Source organism: Mycolicibacterium wolinskyi, assembly GCF_002101965.1.
Lineage (GTDB): Bacteria > Actinomycetota > Actinomycetes > Mycobacteriales > Mycobacteriaceae > Mycobacterium > Mycobacterium wolinskyi.
The window spans coordinates 53816-74413 of record NZ_LQQA01000005.1 but is presented as its reverse complement, the minus strand read 5'-3'; the positions used below and the strand labels follow the sequence as shown (position 1 = coordinate 74413).

General features: G+C 67.0%; 19 protein-coding genes and 1 pseudogene. 7 read left to right on the top strand and 13 right to left on the bottom strand.

Features of this window, described 5'->3' with window-relative positions:
• Nucleotides 1–16: 16 nt before the first annotated feature.
• The 8 genes and pseudogenes from AWC31_RS02220 to AWC31_RS02185 all read right to left on the bottom strand — a co-directional run bounded on the left by AWC31_RS02220 (nucleotide 17) and on the right by AWC31_RS02185 (nucleotide 7773).
• Nucleotides 17–1441 (bottom strand): MCE family protein, encoded by a 1425-nt coding sequence (locus tag AWC31_RS02220; RefSeq protein WP_085142338.1) that lies wholly within the window; start codon nucleotides 1439–1441, stop codon nucleotides 17–19.
• Nucleotides 1438–2496 (bottom strand): virulence factor Mce family protein, encoded by a 1059-nt coding sequence (locus AWC31_RS02215; protein ID WP_085142336.1) that lies wholly within the window; start codon nucleotides 2494–2496, stop codon nucleotides 1438–1440. The genes AWC31_RS02220 and AWC31_RS02215 overlap by 4 nt, the downstream gene beginning before the upstream one ends.
• Nucleotides 2489–3526: an MCE family protein gene (locus tag AWC31_RS02210; protein WP_067846727.1), complete on the bottom strand. Its 1038-nt coding sequence runs from the start codon at nucleotides 3524–3526 to the stop codon at nucleotides 2489–2491. The genes AWC31_RS02215 and AWC31_RS02210 overlap by 8 nt, the downstream gene beginning before the upstream one ends.
• Nucleotides 3526–4728 (bottom strand): MCE family protein, encoded by a 1203-nt coding sequence (locus tag AWC31_RS02205; RefSeq protein ID WP_085142334.1) that lies wholly within the window; start codon nucleotides 4726–4728, stop codon nucleotides 3526–3528. Before AWC31_RS02205 ends, AWC31_RS02210 begins: the two co-directional genes overlap by 1 nt.
• 6 nt (nucleotides 4729–4734) lie before the next feature.
• Nucleotides 4735–5560, bottom strand: a pseudogene (locus tag AWC31_RS02200) (MlaE family ABC transporter permease).
• A gap of 28 nt (nucleotides 5561–5588) precedes the next feature.
• Nucleotides 5589–6353 (bottom strand): MlaE family ABC transporter permease, encoded by a 765-nt coding sequence (locus AWC31_RS02195; protein WP_067846736.1) that lies wholly within the window; start codon nucleotides 6351–6353, stop codon nucleotides 5589–5591.
• Between the two features lie 285 nt (nucleotides 6354–6638).
• Complete coding sequence (locus AWC31_RS02190) at nucleotides 6639–7568, bottom strand: 3-oxoacyl-ACP reductase (RefSeq protein WP_085142332.1); 930 nt, start codon at nucleotides 7566–7568, stop codon at nucleotides 6639–6641.
• A gap of 13 nt (nucleotides 7569–7581) precedes the next feature.
• A complete protein-coding gene (locus AWC31_RS02185; RefSeq protein ID WP_067846743.1) occupies nucleotides 7582–7773 on the bottom strand; it encodes a ferredoxin in 192 nt (63 codons plus the stop codon).
• 164 nt (nucleotides 7774–7937) lie between these two features.
• Here AWC31_RS02185 and AWC31_RS02180 point away from each other — a divergent pair, with 164 nt between their 5' ends.
• From AWC31_RS02180 to fadD17, 3 genes are read left to right on the top strand one after another with little or no spacing between them, the layout of a single operon-like run.
• Nucleotides 7938–9119 carry an acyl-CoA dehydrogenase family protein gene (locus tag AWC31_RS02180; protein ID WP_067846747.1) on the top strand — a complete coding sequence of 394 codons (1182 nt, stop codon included), beginning with the start codon at nucleotides 7938–7940 and terminating at the stop codon, nucleotides 9117–9119.
• A gap of 13 nt (nucleotides 9120–9132) precedes the next feature.
• On the top strand, nucleotides 9133–10218 hold the full coding sequence (locus AWC31_RS02175; protein ID WP_085142330.1) for an acyl-CoA dehydrogenase family protein: 1086 nt from the start codon (nucleotides 9133–9135) through the stop codon (nucleotides 10216–10218).
• Entirely contained in the window at nucleotides 10193–11746 is a 1554-nt protein-coding gene (fadD17, locus tag AWC31_RS02170) for a long-chain-fatty-acid--CoA ligase FadD17 (protein WP_234816686.1), read from the top strand. Before AWC31_RS02175 ends, fadD17 begins: the two co-directional genes overlap by 26 nt.
• Here the strand turns inward: fadD17 and AWC31_RS02165 are convergent.
• Nucleotides 11743–12936 (bottom strand): NADH:flavin oxidoreductase, encoded by a 1194-nt coding sequence (locus AWC31_RS02165; protein ID WP_110774875.1) that lies wholly within the window; start codon nucleotides 12934–12936, stop codon nucleotides 11743–11745. The genes fadD17 and AWC31_RS02165 overlap by 4 nt on opposite strands.
• Nucleotides 12937–12969: 33 nt before the next feature.
• Here AWC31_RS02165 and AWC31_RS02160 point away from each other — a divergent pair, with 33 nt between their 5' ends.
• Complete coding sequence (locus tag AWC31_RS02160; protein WP_234816685.1) at nucleotides 12970–13941, top strand: NAD-dependent epimerase/dehydratase family protein; 972 nt, start codon at nucleotides 12970–12972, stop codon at nucleotides 13939–13941.
• Here AWC31_RS02160 and AWC31_RS02155 read toward each other — a convergent pair.
• On the bottom strand, nucleotides 13927–14481 hold the full coding sequence (locus AWC31_RS02155; RefSeq protein WP_084356518.1) for a TetR/AcrR family transcriptional regulator: 555 nt from the start codon (nucleotides 14479–14481) through the stop codon (nucleotides 13927–13929). The genes AWC31_RS02160 and AWC31_RS02155 overlap by 15 nt on opposite strands.
• A gap of 42 nt (nucleotides 14482–14523) precedes the next feature.
• On the opposite strand from AWC31_RS02155, the gene AWC31_RS02150 reads away from it, so the two are divergent.
• Nucleotides 14524–15240, top strand: a complete 717-nt coding sequence (locus AWC31_RS02150; RefSeq protein WP_085142326.1) for a helix-turn-helix domain-containing protein — start codon at nucleotides 14524–14526, stop codon at nucleotides 15238–15240.
• Here the strand turns inward: AWC31_RS02150 and AWC31_RS02145 are convergent.
• Nucleotides 15177–15572, bottom strand: coding sequence for a VOC family protein (locus AWC31_RS02145; RefSeq protein ID WP_085142324.1), 396 nt, complete (start codon nucleotides 15570–15572; stop codon nucleotides 15177–15179). The two genes, AWC31_RS02150 and AWC31_RS02145, sit on opposite strands and share 64 nt — an antisense overlap.
• Before the next feature lie 127 nt (nucleotides 15573–15699).
• Between AWC31_RS02145 and AWC31_RS02140 the strand changes: the two genes are divergently transcribed.
• Together AWC31_RS02140 and AWC31_RS02135 are read left to right on the top strand one after the other, a co-directional pair.
• A complete protein-coding gene (locus AWC31_RS02140) occupies nucleotides 15700–17253 on the top strand; it encodes a succinic semialdehyde dehydrogenase (protein ID WP_085142322.1) in 1554 nt (517 codons plus the stop codon).
• Nucleotides 17250–17759, top strand: coding sequence for a DinB family protein (locus tag AWC31_RS02135; protein ID WP_085142320.1), 510 nt, complete (start codon nucleotides 17250–17252; stop codon nucleotides 17757–17759). Before AWC31_RS02140 ends, AWC31_RS02135 begins: the two co-directional genes overlap by 4 nt.
• A 3-nt stretch (nucleotides 17760–17762) precedes the next feature.
• Here AWC31_RS02135 and AWC31_RS02130 read toward each other — a convergent pair whose 3' ends face one another.
• Together AWC31_RS02130 and AWC31_RS02125 are read right to left on the bottom strand one after the other, a co-directional pair.
• Entirely contained in the window at nucleotides 17763–18884 is a 1122-nt protein-coding gene (locus tag AWC31_RS02130; protein ID WP_067847006.1) for an NAD(P)H-dependent flavin oxidoreductase, read from the bottom strand.
• Nucleotides 18884–20536 carry a medium/long-chain-fatty-acid--CoA/3-oxocholest-4-en-26-oate--CoA ligase gene (locus AWC31_RS02125; RefSeq protein ID WP_067846778.1) on the bottom strand — a complete coding sequence of 551 codons (1653 nt, stop codon included), beginning with the start codon at nucleotides 20534–20536 and terminating at the stop codon, nucleotides 18884–18886. Before AWC31_RS02125 ends, AWC31_RS02130 begins: the two co-directional genes overlap by 1 nt.
• Between the last annotated feature and the right edge of the window lie 62 nt (nucleotides 20537–20598).

The window sequence follows — 20598 nt, the reverse complement described above, 5'->3', positions numbered from 1 at the left end:
CTTGTGATCGATGAGGTCATCCGCCGGCTCCTGCCTGCGGGGGCAGCGGTGCGGCCGGATCGGGGGCGGGGCCAGGGGCCGGCGCCTCAGGTCCGCCCATGTGCGAGCTCGTCGGTGGCGGAAGGGCAGGCGCACCCGGCGCCGCCGCAGCCGGGTCGGGCGGCAGGATCAGCGAGCTCAGCGACGCGTCCGGCGGGATCTGCGGCGGCGTCACACCAGGGGCGTTCTGCCACTGCAGGTACGGCACCGGCGTCTCCGACTTGGCCTCGGTCTCCGGGGTGTCGTAGATGATCTGGCCCTTGTAGGCCGTGATGCTGTTGATCGGGTGGAACAGCAACGGCGGGTAGTTCATCGTGATGCGCTTGAGCACCGGACCCATGCGCTGCCTACAGATCTCGGCCCGCTTGTAGTTGTCCGGGTTGGCACCGGTGTCGAACGTGCCGCCGCAGATGAACTGCACCGGGTTCGCGAAGTTGGGCAGTGAGAGCAGACCACCGACGGTGCCCTGGGCCGGGTTGTAGATGTTGTAGAAGTTCGCCAGGCCGTTGGGCGTGATGTGCAGGATCTGCTCGATGTCGTCGCTGTGGTCGGTGAGTATCTGGGTGAAGTCGGCGAGCTTGCCCACCTGCGCGATGAGCGCGTCGTTGCTCTCGTCGAGGAAGCCACGGACATCGCTGAGCGCCTGATTGAGCGTGGCCAGCGTCGAGTCCAGCCCACTGGAGCTGTCGGCCAGCACCTGCGACACCGACGCCACATGGTTGGTGAACTGCACGATCTGCTCGTTGCTGTTGGACAGCGCGTCGACCAGAACCTGCAGATTCCTGATCGTGCCGAACAGATCCGCACGCGAATCGCCCAGTCGCCCAGCCGTTTGGGACAGCTCGCGCAACGCATTGCGGAACGAGTCGCCGTTGCCGTCGAACGTGTCGGCGGCCTGGTTGACGAACTGCGAAAGCGGGCCCTGAACCGAGCCCTGCTGCGGGCCGAGCTGCGTGCTGAGCTGGGTCAGCTGCTCTTTGACCTCGTCCCACTCGACCGGAACGCCCGTGCGGTCCAGGCCGATCGACGCGCCCTCGGCCATGACGTCGCCCTCGGTGTAGGCCGGGGTGAGCTGAATGAACCTGGCCGACACCAGGTTCGGTGCGATGATCAAGGCCTTGGCGTCGGCGGGCACCTTGACGCCGTCGTCGATGGTCATCGTGATCTTGACGTCGGACGGCCTCGGCTCGATCGAGTCGATCTTGCCGACCGGCACGCCGACCACGCGCACCTCGTCGCCCGGATACAGCCCGACCGCGTTGGTGAAGTAGGCGGTCAGCTTGTGACCGACCCGCGACGGCCACACCTGGAACACCCCGACCGCCAGGGTCACCAGCAGCAGGGCGGCCAGTCCGATACGAAGCCAGCGACTGCGGCTGGACACCGAATTGTCTTGGGTCATGGCGATTTCGGCCTAATGATCGTCCGCTCGGAGATATAACCGCGCAACATGTCGGCGAGGCTGTCCGGCAGTTTGCCCGGTTGGAAGTAGGTGTCCAGCAGTACCTCGGACATCGCCGCGGGCGGCAAACCGTACAGGTTGATCTGGAAGCCGGGCCCCGAGCCGACGACCTCGCCGAGTGCGGTCGCGTACGGCGGCAAGCGCTTGAGCGCCTCGCCGATGTGCTCGCGACGTTCCAGCAGGTTGTCCATCACCAGGTTCAGCTTCTCCAGGGCCGGCTTGAACTCGCGGCGGTTGTCGGCGACGAATCCCGAAAGCTGTTTGGACACATCGTCGATGCCGGCGATCAGGTTGCTCAGCGCCTGCCTGCGTTCGTCGAGCGCGGCGAACAGCATGTTGCCGTCGGTGACGAGCTGGTTGACCTGCCCGGCGCGCTGCGCCAGCAGATCCGACACGCGCTTCGCGTGCATCAGCAGCTGCTCGAGCGCCTCGTCGCGCTTGTTGATGCTCCGCGACAGGTTGGCCACACCGTCGAGCGCGCCCCGCAACTGTGGCGTGGCGTCGCGCAGCGTGTCGGTGAGGGTCTGCAGGGCCTGCTCGAACTTCGGCTTGTCGAGATCGCTGACGTTCTGTCCGAGATCTTGCAGAGCCGTGTTGAGGGTGTAGGGAGTCGTGGTGCGCCCCAACGGGATGACGGTCTGCGAGCCGGAACCCTTCGGGGTGACCGCGAGCGACTTCTCGCCGAGCACGGTGTCGGTCTTGATGGCGACCAGTGACTGGTCGCCGACCTTGATGTTGCGGTCGACGGTGAAACTGACCTTGGCGGCATCACCGGCCAACGCCACTCCGGTGACCTTGCCGACGGTGATGCCCGAGACGTTCACGTCGTTGCCGGGGTTGATGCCGCCGGCGTCGCTGAAGTACGCCTCGTACGGCTTGCCCTGCGGGTAGAAGGGCAGCCCGGTGTACCCGAACGACACCAGCACCAGGCACGTCACCACGAAGATGCCGAGGACCCCGGTGCGCAAGGGATTCGACTCACGTGAGTTAGCCATCTTTCGGTGCACACCTCCCCTTGGACGGGTCCGGCGGGCCGCCGAACGGAATCAGAATGTCGCTGCCTGCCGGTCCGTTGACCTTCATCCGGATCGAGCAGTAGTAGATGTTGAAGAACGAGCCGTACGCACCGAGTGCGTTGAGCCGCAGGTAGTTCTCCGCAAGCGGTTCGATGACCTTGTTGATGTCGCCCTTGCGCTCGTCCATGCGCTGCGCGAGCGGCCGGGCGTTCTCGATGACACCCTGGATCGGCCGGCGCGAGGCCTCCAGCATTGCGGTCAGGTCGTTCTCGGCCGACGCCAGTGGCGCGATCGCCCCGGCGATGGGATCGCGCCCTTCGGCCAACCCCGTGATGAGCTTCTGCAGTTCGTCGACGCTGGCGTCGAACTGGGCGCCCTTCTCGTCGACGGTGCCGAGCACGGTGTTGAGGTTGGTGATCACGTCACCGATCAGCTGATCGCGCGCGGCCAGGTTCTGGGTGAACGCGCTCGTGCTCGTCAGCAGATTCGACAACGCACCGCCCTGCCCCTGCAGCAGTTCGATCACGGCGTTGGAGACCTCGTTGACCTTGTTGCCGTCGAGCCCTTTGAGGACCGGTCGCAGACCGCCGAGCAGCGCGTCCAGATCCAGGGCGGGCTGGGTGTTCTGCAGCGCGATCGTGCCGCCCGGTGGCAGCTTGCGCAGTTCACCCGGTCCGGACGTGATCTCCAGATACCGGTCGCCGACCAGGTTTTCGTAACGCACCACGGCCCGGCTGGAGGTGTAGAGCTGATAGCGCTTGTTGACGTCGAACTCGATGTCGACGGTGTTGTCCGGGTTGAGCTTCACCGCGTTGACCGTGCCGACCGGCACCCCGGCGATGCGGACGTCCTGGCCGGCCTTGAGGCGCGACGCCTCGCTGAACGTGGCGTGATAGCCGTTGCCCGCGGCGAAGCGGAACTCGCCGAACACCACGACCAGCATCGCCGCCACCAGCAGCATGGCGACGGTGAAGACGCTGACCTTGAGCATGGTCCGATCGCGACGCATCAGAAGTCATCCCTTTCCGCGAACGCGCCGTTGAACAGGAACTGCAACGTCGCCGGTGCGTCGAACTGCAGTTCGGTGTTCGGCTGGAACGGAACGTAGGCGTTGTCGGTGACCAGGAAGGGAGCGTGATACCAGCTGCCGCCGAACTGCTTGGACGGAATGTTCGGCAGGCCACGGCAGTTCGGGCCGCCGGAGGCGTTCACGATCGGCAGGCTCTCGGGGTAGGTGTAGGCCGGTGCACCGGGCAGGAAGTTGGACGCCACGAACAGACCGGGCCGGATGCCGCCGATGATCGGCGCGAACCGGTCGACACCGATCGAAACACCCTGCAGGATGCAGCCGAACTCCGGCGAGTAGTCGCCGGCGACCTTCAGCGGGGCACGCAACCGCTGGATCGCGGCGATGTAGTCGTCGGCGGCCGGTTCCAGCGTCGCGGTGCCGTTGTTGGCCAGCCCGGTCGCGGCCAGCAGCGTGGCGTTGAGGTTGGCCTGCTCGTCGATGATCGTGCGGTTCAGCGCGGGCACGTTGTCGATCACGCGGGCGATGTCGGGCCCGGCGTCGCCGTAGATGTTGGCCACCACGGCGGTCTTGGCCAGGTCGTCCTGCAGCGTGGGCAACTTCGGATTGAGTTGCTGCAGGTAGTAATTCAGCCCGCTCATGGCCGCGCCGAGGTCGTCGCCGTTGCCGCGCAACCCTTCGCCGAGTGCGGTGAACGTCGCGTTGAGGCTGACCGGATCGATCTTGTTGAGCACATCCGACAGCGTCTGGAACAGCGTGTTGACCTCGAGCTGGACGTCCTTGGCCGCGACGTTGGTGCCCGGTCGGAGCGAGGTTTCCTTCGGCTCATCGGGCGGCAGGAACTCGACCGACTTGGCGCCGAAGACCGTGTTACCCGCGATCCGCACGGTGGCGTTGGACGGGATGTAGCGCAGCTCGTTGCGGTTCATCGACAGCGTCAGCTTGGCTTCGTTGCCGGCGTATTCGATGTCGGAGACCTTGCCCACCTGGATACCGCGGTACTTGACCTTGGCGTCGCGGTCCATCACCAGACCGGCGCGCTGCGAGGTCACGGTCACGGTGTCGGTCGGCGTGAACGCCGCGGTATAGGACAGGTAGGTGAAGACCACCGCGGCCAGCACGATGGCGGCCAGGATCGCGGCGGCGATCCTGACGTGGCTGCGTTTCGCGCTTCCGTTCGACATCCCGCCCTACCCGGAAAGATTGAAGTTGCCGGACGCGCCATAGACGGCCAGGGAGATGAGCAAGGTGATGGTGACCACGACGATGAGCGAGGTCCGCACGGCCTGACCGACCGCGATGCCGACGCCGACCGGGCCGCCGGTAGGTGTGTACGAGCATGACCGCAATCGACATGACGATGGCTTGCAGGAAGGACCACAACAGGTCACTGGGGATCAAGAACGTGTTGAAGTAGTGGTCATAGAGGCCCGCGGACTGTCCGTTGATGAAGACCGTGGTGAAGCGTGCGGCGAAGAACGCGGCCAGCACCGACAGCGAGTACAGCGGCACGATCGCGATCAGGCCGGCCATCAACCGCGTGGACACCAGATAGGACACCGCGTGGACGGCCATCGATTCGACGGCGTCGATCTCCTCGGCCACCCGCATCGCGCCGAGTTGCGCGGTCGCGCCCGCGCCGATGGTCGCGGCGAGCGCGATTCCGGCGATGACGGGCGCGACGATGCGGACGTTGAGGAACGCCGACAGGAAGCCGGTCAGTGCCTCGATGCCGATGTTGCCCAGCGACGAGTAACCCTGCACCGCGATCACACCGCCGGAGGCCAGGGTCATGAACGCGGCGACGCCGACGGTTCCGCCGATCATGATCAGCGCGCCCGTGCCGAGGGTCATCTCGGCGATCAGGCGGATGGTCTCCTTGCGGTAGCGAGTGACCGCGTTGGGGATGTAGCGCATCGTCTCGCCGTAGAACAGCGCCTGCTCACCGACGGTGTCGACGACCTTGGGCACGCCGCGGAACAGGCGGCGGAAGCGAAGAGTGGCGTCATAACTCATAGTTGTCTCTTCTTCGCGCAAGCGCTCATCAGCGGACCAGCACTCTCACCCCGATGGCCGTCATGATGACGTTGATGACGAACAGGCAGATGAATGCGTAGACCACCGTCTCGTTGACGGCATTGCCGACACCCTTCGGACCGCCCTTCACGGTCAACCCTCGATAGCAGCCGACCAGACCGGCGACCACCCCGAACAGCAAGGCCTTGATCTCGGCAAGCACCAGCTCACCGAGGCCGGTCAGCACGGTCAGCCCGTTGATGAAGGCGCCGGGGTTGACGCCCTGCAGGAACACCGAGAAGACATAGCCACCGGACAGACCGATCGCGCACACCAGACCGTTGAGCAGAAGGGCGACGAACGTCGACGCCAGCACCCGCGGCACCACGAGACGCTGGATCGGGTCGATGCCGAGCACCCGCATGGCGTCGATTTCCTCACGAATCGTGCGCGCACCGAGGTCGGCGCAGATGGCCGTCGCGCCGGCACCCGCGACCACGAGCACGGTCACGACCGGGCCGAGCTGGGTGATGGTGCCGAACGCGGTGCCTGCGCCCGACAGGTCGGCGGCACCGATCTCACGCAGCAGGATGTTGAGGGTGAACGCCACCAGAACGGTGAACGGGATCGCAACCAGCAGCGTCGGCACGAGCGACACGCGCGCGATCATCCACGTTTGATCCAGGAATTCCTTGAGCTGGAACGGTCGGCGGAAGATCTTGGCGAAGGTGTCCAAGGACATCTCGACGAAACCGCCCACGGCCCGGGCCGGAGCCGCAAGCTGTTCGATCAACCTCAGCTCCGTTCTCAGGTGGGCGGGGTGGTCGTTCGACTGACCGCCAACTTTGCACAGTTTGCGTTGGCGAAAGTTCGGTGACCGCGCGCCGTGGCGGCCCTCCCACCCCTTGGTCTTACGTGGCTCGTAGTGAGCCGGATCATACTAACTAGAACACGTTCGCAGTGTCAAAGAACAGCAAATCATAGGAAAACTACATTGTTTTCCCAGTTCAGAGCACGTTGCCCAGCGCACGTTCTAGAACGTGTTCTAACGGCCGCCGAGCCCTGACAACCGAGACTGTCAGTCTCGCGACATCATCAGCTCGGTCGCCGAGAATCCACGCTCCGGGTCACGATCAGCAAAGTACTCGTGCAACGTCGCACCGAGGTCCGCCGGAGCCCACGCGTCGGCGTTCGCGGTGAAGTGCTTTTCCGCCGTGGGCGCCGCGACCAAGGTGACAGTTGGACCATAAACGATGAACAGCTGACCGTTCACTGCTTCCGACGCCGGGGAGCACAGGAACCGCACGAGCGTCACCACATGGTCGGTCGACAATGGGTCGACCTGCCCGTCGGCGAGCTCGGGCTCGTCCCCGAACACGTCGGCCGTCATCGCGGTCCTGGCCCGCGGCGCGATGGCATTGGCCCGCACCCCGAACCGCTCGAGCGCCCTGGCCGCCGACAGCGTCAACGCCGTGATGCCCGCCTTCGCGGCGCCGTAGTTCGGCTGGCCGACCGGACCGGACAGGCCGGCCTCCGACGAGGTGTTGACGATGCGGCCGTACACCGTCCCGTCGCCGGCCTTGGCCTGCGCGCGCCAATAGGTCGCGGCATTGCGGGTGAGCAGGAAATGGCCGCGCAGGTGGACCGCGATGACGGCGTCCCACTCTTCGTCGGTCATGTTGAACAGGATCCGGTCGCGAGTGATACCGGCATTGTTGACGACGATGTTGAGCCCGCCGAGACCGTCGGCGGTCGCGACGAGCTCGTCGGCGGTCGAGCGCTGGCTGATGTCGCCTGCCACGGCGACACCCTTCGAGCCGGCCGAGGCGATCTCGTCGAGCACGTCGGATTTGTCGAGCGCGCCGGCCACGTCGTTGACCACCACGGTCGCGCCCGCCTGGGCGAGCCCGATCGCCTCCGCCCGGCCCAGCCCGGCGGCCGCACCGGTCACCACGGCGACCTTTCCGGACAGATCGATCTGGGCGTCAGCGCTGCTGTTCGTCGTCAATTTATGAATACCTCTAGTCTTTCCGGATCAGGGCTGCCCGCGGGCATTCGGCGACAGACTGCTCGGCCAGTTCCTCCTGGTCGGCAGGGACCGGGTCGGCTTTGACCACGGCGTAGTCCTCGTCATCGAGATCGAACAGATCAGGGGCGATTCCCACGCACACCGCGTTACCTTCACAGCGATCACGGTCAACTTCAACTCGCATGACGACCTCCTCACGACGTGTGCGTGCGCCGGGCTGGGGGCACGCAGCCACAGAATACGACCCGGCATGAACACCACCGGCCCAATACCGGCCTGGACCCCAAGACTAGAACGTGTTACAACCGGGTGGGAAGTCAGGTCTAACAAGCAGTGAGGATGCAGCGGATGCGGATCGGTTACACCCCCGAGCAGGAGGAGCTGCGCCGCGAGCTGCGCGCCTACTTCTCCCAACTGATGACCCCCGACCGGGTCGAAGCGCTGAACTCGTCGGAGGGCGAGATGGGCCGGGGCAATGTCTACCGCGACACGGTCGCACAGATGGGCAAGGACGGCTGGCTGACCCTGTCGTGGCCCAAGGAGTTCGGCGGTCAGGCCCGCCCGCCCATGGACGGGCTGATCTTCACCGACGAGGCGGCCATCGCGGGCGCGCCGGTGCCGTTCCTGACCATCAACAGCGTCGCGCCGACGATCATGCACTTCGGCACCGAGGAGCAGAAGAAGTTCTTCCTGCCCAAGATCGCCGCGGGCGAGCTGCACTTCTCGATCGGCTATTCCGAACCCGGCGCGGGTACCGACCTCGCGGCCTTGCGCACGACCGCGGTCCGCGATGGTGACGATTACGTCATCAACGGTCAGAAGATGTGGACGAGCCTGATCGCGTATGCCGACTACGTGTGGCTGGCGGTGCGCACCAACCCCGAGGCCAAGAAGCACCGCGGCATCTCGATGCTGATCGTGCCGACCACCGCCGAGGGCTTCTCGTGGACGCCCGTACACACGATGTCCGGCGTAGACACCAGCGCCACCTATTACCAGGACGTGCGCGTGCCGGTCAGCAACCTGGTCGGCGAGGAGAACGCCGGCTGGAAGCTCGTCACCAACCAGCTCAACCACGAACGCGTCGCGCTGGTCTCGGCCCAGCCGATCTACGTCGCGCTCAACGGTGTGCGCGAATGGGCGCAGAACACCAAGGACGTGCACGGCAAGCGCCTGATCGACTCCGAGTGGGTGCAGCTCAACCTGGCTCGGGTGCACGCCAAGGCCGAGGTGCTCAAGCTCATCAACTGGGAACTGGCTTCGGCGCAGGACGCGGCCCCCTCCCCCGCCGACGCGTCGGCGGCCAAGGTGTACGGCACCGAACTCGCGACCGAGGCGTACCGCCTGCTGATGGAGGTGCTCGGCACATCGGCGACGCTGCGCGCCGACAGCCGCGGCGCACTGCTGCGCGGGCGGATCGAACGGTTCCACCGGTCCGCGCTGATCCTCACATTCGGCGGCGGCACCAACGAGATTCAGCGTGACATCATCGGCATGGTCGCGCTCGGCCTGCCCCGAGTGAACCGGTAAGGACGGCACACCAATGGATTTCAAGACCACGGAAGCGGCCACCGACCTCGGCGGCCTGGTGCGCACGATCACCGAGTCAGTGTGCACGCCCGAACACCAGCGCAAGCTCGACGGTCTGGAGCAACGATTCGACCGTGACCTGTGGGCCAAACTCGTCGAGGCCGACGTGCTCTCGGCCGCTGCCCCCGAATCCGTCGGCGGCGGCGGCTTCGGCGTGCTGGAGCAGACCGCGGTGCTGACCGCGCTCGGCCGCCAGCTCGCCGCCGTGCCGTATCTGGATTCGGTGATCCTCGGCGCGGGCGCGCTCGCGGCGTTCGGTTCCGACGAGCTGCGCACGCAGTGGGCAGTCCCTGCGGTGGCCGGCGAGAAGATCCTCGCGGTGGCGCTCGACGGCGAGATGGGCCAGGGCCCGGTGCAGGCCACAGACGGCCGGCTCACCGGTACCCGCACGCTCGTGGGTTTCGGCCCGGTCGCCGACGCGTTCCTCGTCCCGGCCGAAACCGGTTCGGGGATGAGCGTTTTCGTGGTCGCCGCCGATGACCCGGGAGTTACCGTCAGCGCGCTCGACACGACCGGGCGCGGCAGCGTCGGGCTTCTCGAATTGGAAGGCACCCCGGTCGGCGACGGCCGGGTCGTCGGCGGCGCGGAGGTCACGGACTGGCTGACGACGCACGCGGCGCTGGGCCGGACCGCGTATCAACTCGGGGTTCTCGAGCGGGCATTGGAGCTCACCGCCGAGTACGCGCGCGAGCGTGAGCAGTTCGACCGTCCGATCGGCAGCTTCCAGGCGGTGTCGTCGCGGCTGGCCGACGGGTACATCGACATCAAGGGGCTGCGGCTCACGCTCACCCAGGCCGCGTGGCGGCTGTCGGAGGACCTTCCGGCCGACATCGATGTCGCCAGCGCCGCCTTCTGGGCCGCCGAGGCAGGCCACCGGGTCGCCCACACCACGGTGCACGTGCACGGCGGGGTCGGCATCGACATGGATCACCCGGTGCACCGGTACTTCCTGGCCGCCAAGCAGACCGAGTTCGCGCTCGGCGGGGCCACCGGTCAGCTTCTGCGCATCGGACGTGAACTCGCCGACACGCCTGCCTGAAGTGACCGGCCCGACCGTCACCGAACTGTTGGCCCCGCTGGCCGACGTCACCGACCGCGGTATCCACGAAGGTGATTCGTTCGTCAGCTGGGCCGACCACATCTCGGCAGGCGCGCAGGTGGCCGCGGCGCTCCGGGCCCGGCTGGACTCCCGCACGCGAGGAGGACAACAGGCTGAAGCCCGGCCACCGCACGTCGGGGTGCTGCTCGGCAACACGCCGTTCTTCTCCAGCCTGCTGGTGGCGGCCGGGTTGACCGGATTGGTGCCCGTGGGGCTCAACCCCACCCGGCGCGGCGATGCGCTGATCCGCGACATCGAACGGGCCGATTGCCAGCTCGTGCTGGCCGACGATGCCGGCCTCGTACCGCCGGGTGTCGACTACATCGACGTCGAATCGGAAGGCTGGGCAGCCGAACTCGCGTCACATGCGGGCACCCCGGTGGCCTTCGCCGACCCGTCGCCCGACGACCTGTTCATGCTGATCTTCACGTCCGGCACGAGCGGTGAGCCCAAAGCGGTCCGGGTGACCCACGACAAGGTGGCGTTTCCCGGCCGCATGCTGGCCGACCGGTTCGGACTCGGCCCCGCCGACACCGCCTATCTGTCGATGCCACTGTTCCATTCCAACGCGATCATGGCGGGTTGGGCCGTCGCGGTCGCGGCGGGCGCCTCGATCGCGTTGCGGCGCAAGTTCTCCGCGTCGGGATTCATCGACGACGTGCGCCGGTACGGTGCGACGTACGCGAACTATGTCGGCAAACCACTGTCCTACATCCTGGCGACCGAACCGCGGCCGGACGACGCCGACAATCCGCTGAAGATCCTGTACGGCAACGAGGGTGCGCCGCGAGACCTGGACCGGTTCGCGAAGCGATTCGGCGTCGTGGTGGTCGACGGCTTCGGTTCGACCGAAGGCGGTGTGGCAATCGCCCGGGCCCCGGGCACCCCGGAGGGTTCACTGGGCCCGCTGACCGATGAGGTCGCCATCGTCGATGTGGAGACCGGCGAGCCGTGCCCACCCGGGGTCGTCGGGGAGCTCGTGAATCCCACTGGGCGCGGCTGGTTTCGGGGCTACTACAACGATCCCGACGCCGAGGCGCAGCGAATGGCAGGCGGCGTCTACCACACCGGCGACCTCGCGTACCGCGACGAGGACGGCTACGTGTACTTCGCAGGCAGGCTCGGCGACTGGATGCGCGTCGACGGCGAAAACCTTGGCACCGCACCGATCGAACGTATTCTGATGCGCTATCCCGACGTCGTGGAAGCCGCGGTGTACCCGATCCCCGACCCGGCAGTCGGTGATCGGGTGATGGCCGCGCTCGTGCTCGCCGCAGGCACGGAGTTCGATCCGGACAAGTTCCGGCAGTTTCTGCATGAGCAGACCGACCTCGGGCCCAAGCAGTGGCCGTCCTACGTGCGGGTCGGTACCGCACTGCCCCGCACGGAGACCTTCAAGGTGATCAAGCGCCAGCTGTCAGCCGAGGGCACCGAATGCCCCGACCCGGTGTGGGCGATCGCGCGCTAGCCGCGCACCACGCAGCGGGTGCCGCTGTATACCGTGGGCATGCATTTCATGCAGTGCACGCACAGGCCCGAGGTGGCCTCGTGCCCGCGAAAGCGGTTGACCAGCTGAGGGTCTCGCAGGAGCGCACGGGCCATCGCGACGAATTCGAATCCGTCGGCGACCGCGTCGCGCGCCGTCGCCAACGCGTTGACCCCGCCGAGCAGCATCAGCGGCATCGTCAAGGCCTCCCGGAACTGGCGCGCCAGCGGCAGGAAGAACGCCTCTTCGAACGGGTACTCCCGGAACAGCCGCCGGCCGAGCACCCGCAAACCCAGTCCGACCACGGCAGGCTGGGAGGCGATGAACTCGTCGAGGGGTACCGGGCCGCGGAAGTAATACATCGGGTTGAGCAGGGAGCTACCGCCGGTCAACTGCAGCGCATCCAGGTGACCGTCGGCCTCCAAGAACTGGGCGGTCGGCAGGCTGTCGGTGAGCCAGAATCCGCCGCCGACGCCGTCGTCCATGTTGAATTTGGCTGTCACGGCGACGCTTTCGCCGACGGCGGTGCGGACCTCTTCGGCCACCCGCCGGGCCAGCTCGGCCCGCCGCGCGGTGGTTCCGCCGTAGGCGTCGGTCCGCTTGTTGAGATTGGGGCTGAAGAACGAACTCAGCAGATAGCCGTGGCCCATGTGGATTTCGATGGCATCGAACCCGGCCTCGACGGCGTTGCGGGCCGCGATTCCGAACTGTCCCACAACCTTCTCGAGTTGTTCGGGCGTGGCGGCCCGCACCAGGCCCATCGCGGGCGCGCTGACCCGGGTGCTCGGTGCGAGCGAGGGCGTGCGGTTGGACAGGGTGTTGGCCACCAGGCCGGCGTGCCCGATCTGCGCACAGGCCAGGGCGCCTTCGCGGTGTACCGCGTCGGTGAGCCGGCGCAGCGCCCGGGCGCGCTCGGCGTCCAGCACGATCGTGTCGCGATGCACCCGGCCGCCGGGCGATATCGCGCAGTATGCGACGGTCGTCATCGCCGCACCGCCCTTGGCGACCTCGACGTGGAAGTCGACGAGCGCATCGGTGACCTGCCCGAGCGGCATCACGCCTTCGAATGTCGCGGCCTTGACGAATCGGTTCTTGAGCGTCAACGGACCAAGGGCCATCGGCGTGAAAGGCCCCGCTGCCACCGAGTTTTCCACTTTCGATACCATTGGCATCGAAATATAGCAGGCCGCGACGAGAGGTGAATCGTGCGAATCGCCATGACCGGTGGAACCGGTTATCTGGGGGCCCACATCGTCCGAGGCCTGCTCGAAGCCGGGCACGAGGTGCGTCTGCTGGCGATCCCGGGGGTCGACGACGCGGTGATCGAGCGCCTCGCCGATGCCGGAGACATCACGGTGATCGAGGGCGACATCCGCGACACCGCCACCGTCGACGTGCTGCTGTCCTGCTGCGATGCCGTGATCCATGCCGCGGGCGTGGTCGGCACCGACCGCCGTCGCACCGAATTGATGTGGCAGATCAACGCTTACGCGACCGAGGCGGTGCTGACGCGCGCCGTCGCGGCCGGGCTGGATCCCATTGTCTCGGTGAGCAGCTACAGCGCACTGTTCCCGCCGCCGGACGGCGTGATCTCGCGCGACACCCCCACCGCACCGGGACGAAGCCCGTACGCGCAGACGAAGGCATACGCCGACCGGGTCGCGCGGCGGTTGCAGCGCGCAGGCGCGCCCGTCGTCGTCACGTATCCGTCCAGCGTGGTGGGCCCGGCCTATTGGACCGCCCCGGGCGTGACGGAGCGGGGTTGGGCACCGATCGTGCGCGCGCGGGTCGCGCCTCGGCTGCGGGGCGGGATGCAGATGATCGACGTGCGCGACGTCGCCGACGTCCACATCAGGCTCATGCAACCCGGACGCGGCCCACGGCGCTATGTGTGCGGCGGCACCATGGTGAGCTTCGACGACATGATCGACACCCTGCAGCAGGGATCGGGTTTACGGATCCGGCGAATCCCGCTGTCGCCAAAGGCTTTCCGGGCGATTGGCTGGTGTTCGGATCTCATCGGCGGGGCGTTGCCGCTCGGTGACGGTCTCAGCCATGAGGCGGCGATGCTGTTGACCGCCGCGACCCCGACCGATGACGGCCACACCCGCGCTGAACTCTCGATCGACAGCTGGCGCTCACCGCAGGCGGCGATCCTGGAGTCAATCGGGGGGTGAGGCGCCCAGCGCGGAACACAGCAACCGCACCAGGTGGCCTTGCAGCGCGGGCGAATCGTCGTCTACGGCAACCGTGGTGACGAACAACGCCGCCCCGGCCGCCATTGCCAGCGCGGCCCGCGCGTCCGCTTCACTTCCGTATCCCTGCTCGGCGAACATCGTGATCGCCGGGCCGCTGAACTCGCGCCACAGCGCGGTGCGCAACTCGTGGTTCTCGCGCAGCGCCAACAGCAATCCCGGCACCGCCTCGTAGAGGTCGGGCCTGCTGAACAGTTCGTGACTGCCGCGCACCACCCACTCGATCCAGCCGGTGAGATCGGTGCCCTCGAACGGCGACATGTCCGGCGACTCGCCGAATATGGCGTGCAGCACCAGTTCTGCCTTCGACGACCAGCGCCGGTTCAGGCTCGAACGCCCGACACCCGCGCGGGCGGCGACCAGCCGGACACTCAGATCGTCCCAGCCGACCTCGACGAGCAACTCCCGCGTCGCGGCCAGCACCCGTTCGTCGATCGACGTGTCGCGTGGACGCCCGGTCATGCCCCGATTCAACCGCATGGCCACGCGGGTACCGTCGGGTCTGTGGGCTACCGCGAGCAGTCTCCGCCGCCTGAGCTGGCCGCCCTCGTGGAATGCAGCTGGACCCGCACCGGGCGCGTCGAGCCCGGCCGGGTGCTGCCCGACGGCTGCATGGACTTGATCCGTTCCGGTGACCAGACCATCGTGGCAGGCCCCGATACCACCGCCTACCTCGCCGCGGGCAGCCCGCATCCCATACAGGGCCTGCGGTTCCGGCCAGGCGTGTTGCCACGGCTGCTCGGCGTCCCGGCTGCCGAGGTGCGAAACATCCGGGTGCCACTGCACGACCTCCGCACGGTCCGCGGCGACCGCTCACTGTACGAACTCACGGCCGACCTCGCGTCCGGCAGGCAAGGCACCGCGACCGCGCCGTGGTCGTTGCCGACGCTGCGCGAGGTGACGAACCGGCTCGCCGACGGGGCGGCTGTCGGCGACATCGCGCGTGCGACCGGCTGGTCGAATCGCACACTGCAACGCCAGTGTGCGGCGGTCTACGGCTACGGGCCGGCGATGCTGCGGCGCGTGTTGCGGTTTCGGCGGGCCGTGCGGCTGCTGAGCACCGGACTGCCTGCCGCCGATGTCGCGGCGCAGGCCGGCTACGCCGATCAGCCGCACCTGCACCGCGAGGTTCGCGATCTGGCCGGCGTTCCGCTGCGTCAGCTCGCCAGCGGCGCGTACAGATCGACCGATGTGCCGTCGGGATCCTCGACAGTCGCGTAGCGCTGCCCCCACGGCGCGTCAAACGGTTTGAGCGTGCCGGGATGGCCGGCCGCGGTGAGGCGTTCGTAGAGTTCGTCGACATCGGACGGCGTGTTCAGGCCGAACGCGATCGCGACGCGTCCGGAACTGGTCGGCGGAGTCCAGCCGGGGTGCATACCCGCGATCACCTCCTCGGTGTCGAACGCGAGTTTGTTGCCGCCCGGCAGCACCACCTCGACGTGCGGACCGTCGGGATCGGGCACGTCCAGGCCGAGAAGCCGGTAGAACTCGACGGCGCGGGACAGGTCTCTGGCGACGATCTCAACGACCGCCGATATCGGTTGGATAGCCATATCCGCAGGCTATGACGCGAGAAGCCCGATGTCGTGAACAGATCGGACAGGCGGCCCTTGGTCGACCGGCGGTTCCCGAGTAGGTTGACCGTAACCGCTAGTTACTCGCCAGTAGGGAGGGTCAGCCATGCCCGCTCCGTCCGCCGCGGACTTCGCCCGGCTCCGCAAGCTCGTCGCGATCGAAGACGTCGATGCCCGCCAGTCGAGATCGATCGAGGAGGTCTTCACCGGCCGCGAGCTGACCACCATCCCGGTCGGCACCGCCGAGGACGTCACGGCCGCCTTCGCCAAGGCCCGCGCCGCTCAGGTGGCCTGGGCCAAGCGGCCGGTCAGGGAGCGGTGCGCGATCATCGAGCGGTTCCGCGAACTCGTCGCCAAGAATCGCGACTTCCTGATGGACGTGGCCCAGGCCGAGACCGGCAAGGCCCGCTCGGCCGCGCAGGAAGAGCTCGTCGACATCATGCTGAACTCGCGCTACTACGCGCGGCAGGCCGCAAAGCTGCTGGCACCCAAGCGGGTTCAGGGCCTGCTCCCGGGCGTGGTCAAGACCGTCGTCAACCACCACCCCAAAGGCGTGGTCGGCGTCATCTCACCGTGGAACTACCCCATGACTCTGTCGATCTCGGATTCGATTCCGGCCCTGCTCGCCGGCAACGCCGTCGTCGTGAAGCCCGACAGCCAGACGCCGTACTGCACCCTCGCCAATGCCGAACTGCTGTATGAGGCGGGTCTACCCCGCGACCTGTTCGCGGTCGTCCCCGGTCCGGGGTCGGTCGTGGGCACCGCGATCGTGGAGAACTGCGATTACCTGATGTTCACCGGCTCCACGGCCACCGGACGGTCACTGGCCGAGCAGTGCGGGCGCCGGCTGATCGGCTTCTCCGCCGAGCTCGGCGGCAAGAACCCGATGATCGTCGCGAAGGGCGCCAACCTCGATGTCGCCGCGAAAGCCGCGACCCGGGCGTGCTTCTCCAACGCCGGCCAGCTGTGCATCTCGATCGAACGCATCTACGTCGAGCGCGACATCGCCGACGAGTTCACCGCGAAGTTCGGCGAGCAGGTCCGCAACATGAAGCTGTCGCCGGCCTATGACTTCACCGCCGACATGGGCAGCCTGATCTCCGAGGACCAGGTCAAGACCGTATCGGGGCATGTCGACGACGCAAAGGTCAAGGGCGCCAAGGTGATCGCGGGCGGCAACGCCCGGCCCGACATCGGGCCGCTGTTCTACGAGCCGACGGTGCTGTCGGGCGTCACCGACGAGATGGAATGCGCACGAAACGAAACCTTCGGCCCGCTCGTCTCGATCTACCCGGTCGATTCGGTCGACGAGGCCATCGAGAAGGCCAATGACACCGAATACGGGCTCAACGCCAGCGTGTGGGCGGCCAGCAAGGCCGAAGGTGAGGCGATCGCGACCCGGATCAACTCCGGCACCGTCAATGTCGACGAGGGTTACGCACTCGCGTTCGGCAGCACCGCGGCGCCGATGGGCGGCATGAAAGCCTCCGGCGTCGGCCGCAGGCACGGGGTCGACGGCATCCTCAAATACACCGAATCCCAAACGGTCTCGACGGCTCGCGTCCTCAATCTCGATCCGCCGCTGGGTATATCGCAGACGTTGTGGCAGAAGGCCCTCACGCCGATGATCCAGGCCGTGCAGAAACTGCCCGGGCGGTGAGCACGGTCGAACGCAGCACACCGCCGCTCGCCGGCGACGAACGCGCCACGCTGGAGAGCTGGCTCGACTTCTACCGCGCGACCCTCGCGGCGAAGTGTGCCGGACTGTCCGAACAGCAGTTGCGCACGGCCGCGGTGCCGCCGTCCTCGTTGACCCTCATGGGCATCGTGCAGCACGAGACCGAGGTCGAGCGGAACTGGTTCCGCCGGGTGCTGATCGGTGAAGAGGTGCCGTCGATCTACGGTCCGCGCTCGACGGAAGGCCATGACGGCGGCTTCGATCCCGCCATCGACATCGACTTCGAAACCGCATACGCCCGATGGCAATCCGAGATCGAGCAGTCGAAAGCCAACTGCGCCGGCCGCGCGCTCGACGACACGAGCCCGTTCATGGGCAGTGAGGTGACGCTGCGCTGGATCTACACCCACATGATCGCCGAATACGCCCGCCATTGCGGGCACGCCGACCTCATCCGCGAAAGCATCGACGGCGCGACCGGCGTCTGAACCTCAGCTTCCCGCGATTCCGTCCAGCCGCTTGGTGGCTTGCTCGAACCCGGCCACGAGTTCGCCGATGATGTCGGCGACCGGGCGGATCTCGTTCATGCGGCCGACGATCTGGCCCACCGGCATCGAGACGGTGTCGGGGTTGTCCGACTCGTTCATGCGCTGGTGTGCCTCGCTGACGAGGATGTTCTGCAGCGGCATCGGCAGCGGCTCAGGCGCGTCCGGGGCATCCCAGGCGTCGGTCCACTTGGTCTTGAGCAGCCGGGCCGGCTTGCCGGTGTAGATCTTGCGGCGCACGGTGTCGGCGGTGCCTGCCCGCAGCAGCGCCTCCTGGATCGTGGAGGTCCCGCCGGGCAGCCGGTGGCCGAGGTCGTACTCGGCCGAGGTCAGGAACGCCGATCCCATCCACACCCCCGACGCACCGAGCGCGAGCGCCGCCGCGACCTGCTTGCCGGTACCGATGCCGCCCGCCGCCAACACGGGCGCCTTACCGTCAAGAGCGTCAACGATTTCCGGCCACAGGACCATCGAGCCGATCTCACCGGTGTGCCCGCCGGCCTCATGTCCCTGTGCGACGACGATGTCCACACCGTTCTCGACGTGGCGCAGTGCGTGCTTGGCGCTGCCTGCCAGCGCCGCCACCGGGACACCGGCCGCGTGTGCCTGCTCGATGACGTCGTTGGGCGGTGAGCCAAGCGCGTTGGCGATCAGCTTGATCGGATGCTTGAGCGCGACCTCGACATGGCTGCGGGCCACCGAGTGCAGCCAGCCCAGCACGCCCTCGTTGCGTTCCTCGTCCTCGGGAAGCGGCGGAACACCAAGATCGGCAAGGGTTTTCGCGACGAAGTCGCGATGGCTCTGCGGGATGAGTTTGTTGATGTCGACGGCCGTGCCCTCGGTCGGCACCTTGGCGGGCATGACCACGTCGACGCCGTAGGGCTTGCCGTCGGTGTTGGCATCCATCCACTGCAGGACGTTCTCGAGGTCGTCGGCGTCGTTGAACCGCACGCAGCCGAGCACGCCGAGCCCGCCGGCCTTGCTGACCGCGGCGGCCACCTTCTCCGACGGGGTGAAGACGAAGATCGGGTATTCGATCCCGAACCGGTCGCAGAGTTCAGTACGCATTACGAATTCGCTCCCACGTGATTGGCGTGCACCTCATCGGCGGGGCGCTCCTCGGTGGTGTCCTTGGCCCACCGGTAGTCGGGCTTGCCCGCGGGCGAGCGCTTGACCTCGTCGACCAGCCAAAGGCTGCGCGGCACTTTGTATCCCGCGATCTCGGTGCGCACGAACGCGTCGAGCTCGGCCAGCGACGGGCGGGTGCCCTCCCTGGCCTGGACGACGGCTGCGACGTGCTGGCCGAACCGCGGATCCGGCACACCGACCACAAGCGCGTCGAACACGTCGGGATGCCCCTTGAGCGCGGCCTCGACCTCTTCGGGGTAGATCTTCTCGCCACCGGAGTTGATCGAAACCGAGCCACGGCCCAGCATCGTCACGCTGCCGTCGGCTTCGACCTCGGCGTAGTCGCCGGGAATCGCATAGCGCACACCGTTGATCGTCTTGAACGTCTCGGCAGTCTTCTTCTCGTCCTTGAAGTAGCCGACCGGAATGTGGCCGCGCTTGGCGATCACACCACGCACGCCCGAGCCGGGCTTGACCTCGTTGCCGTCCTCGTCGAGTACGACGGTGTTCTTGTCGATGGTCACGCGCGGGCCACCGGTGTGCGACTGCCCCTTGGCGACGATGCTCGTGCCGCCGAAGCCCGTCTCCGACGATCCGATCGAGTCGGTGATGACGCGGTTGGGCAGCAGCTCGAGGAACTTCTCCTTGAGGCTCGTCGAGAACAACGCGGCCGTGCTCGCGAGCAGGAACAGGCTCGACAGGTCGTACTCGGTGCCGTTGGCCTGCGCGGCGAGCAGCGCGTCCAGCAGCGGGCGGGCCATCGCGTCGCCGGTGAAGAACAGCAGGTTGACCTTGTGGTCGTGGATGGCCTGCCAGACCTCTTCGGCGTTGAATTCCGGTGTCAGCAGCACGGTTCCGCCGGAGAACAGTGCCATCCAGGTCGCCGACTGCGTCGCGCCGTGGATCATCGGCGGGATCGGGTAGCGGATCATCGGCGGCCCGGCGGCGGCCTGCTTGGCCAGGCCGTACTCGTCGGCGACCGGTTCACCGGTCGCGAAGTCGGTCCCGCCGAACAGCACCCGGTAGATGTCCTCGTGGCGCCACATCACGCCCTTCGGGAATCCGGTGGTGCCACCGGTGTAGAGCAGGTAGATGTCGTCCTCGCTGCGCGGTCCGAAGTCGCGCTCGGGCGAGCTGTCGGCGATGGCGGAGTAGAACTCGACGCCGCCGTAGCGCTGATAATCGTCATCCGAACCGTCTTCCACGACCAGGATCGTCTTGACGTTCGGGGTCTCGGGCAGGACGTTGGCCACCCGGTCGGCGTAGCGACGCTCGTGCACGAGCGCGACCATGTCCGAGTTGTCGAACAGATACTTCAGCTCGCCCTCGACGTAGCGGAAGTTGACGTTGACCAGAATCGCGCCGGCTTTGACGATGCCCAGCATCGCGATCACGATCTCGATGCGGTTGCGGCAATATAGGCCGACCTTGTCGTCCTTCTTGACGCCCTGCTCGATCAGGTAGTGGGCGAGGCGGTTGGCTTTCTCCTCCAACTGCCCATACGTCAGCTGTTCGTCGCCCGAGATCAGCGCGACACGGTCAGGCACCGCGTCGATGGCGTGCTCGGCAAGATCCGCAATGTTCAGAGCCACGGAACCTAAACTAGAACGTGTTACATTTCGTGACAAGTCTGGGGTTGGAAAGCATGGAGGCA

Excerpts from the sequence above, each read along its gene's own strand:
- AWC31_RS02185 (WP_067846743.1), bottom strand. The coding sequence starts at position 7,773 with ATGCGAGTTGAAGTTGACCGTGATCGCTGTGAAGGTAACGCGGTGTGC.
- AWC31_RS02145 (WP_085142324.1), bottom strand. The coding sequence starts at position 15,572 with ATGGCTATCCAACCGATATCGGCGGTCGTTGAGATCGTCGCCAGAGAC.
- AWC31_RS02130 (WP_067847006.1), bottom strand. The coding sequence starts at position 18,884 with ATGCGTACTGAACTCTGCGACCGGTTCGGGATCGAATACCCGATCTTC.
- AWC31_RS02180 (WP_067846747.1), top strand. The coding sequence starts at position 7,938 with ATGCGGATCGGTTACACCCCCGAGCAGGAGGAGCTGCGCCGCGAGCTG.
- AWC31_RS02140 (WP_085142322.1), top strand. The coding sequence starts at position 15,700 with ATGCCCGCTCCGTCCGCCGCGGACTTCGCCCGGCTCCGCAAGCTCGTC.
- AWC31_RS02205 (WP_085142334.1), bottom strand. The coding sequence starts at position 4,728 with ATGTCGAACGGAAGCGCGAAACGCAGCCACGTCAGGATCGCCGCCGCG.
- AWC31_RS02175 (WP_085142330.1), top strand. The coding sequence starts at position 9,133 with ATGGATTTCAAGACCACGGAAGCGGCCACCGACCTCGGCGGCCTGGTG.
- AWC31_RS02220 (WP_085142338.1), bottom strand. The coding sequence starts at position 1,441 with ATGACCCAAGACAATTCGGTGTCCAGCCGCAGTCGCTGGCTTCGTATC.
- AWC31_RS02155 (WP_084356518.1), bottom strand. The coding sequence starts at position 14,481 with ATGACCGGGCGTCCACGCGACACGTCGATCGACGAACGGGTGCTGGCC.
- AWC31_RS02210 (WP_067846727.1), bottom strand. The coding sequence starts at position 3,526 with ATGCGTCGCGATCGGACCATGCTCAAGGTCAGCGTCTTCACCGTCGCC.
- AWC31_RS02165 (WP_110774875.1), bottom strand. The coding sequence starts at position 12,936 with ATGCCAATGGTATCGAAAGTGGAAAACTCGGTGGCAGCGGGGCCTTTC.
- AWC31_RS02215 (WP_085142336.1), bottom strand. The coding sequence starts at position 2,496 with ATGGCTAACTCACGTGAGTCGAATCCCTTGCGCACCGGGGTCCTCGGC.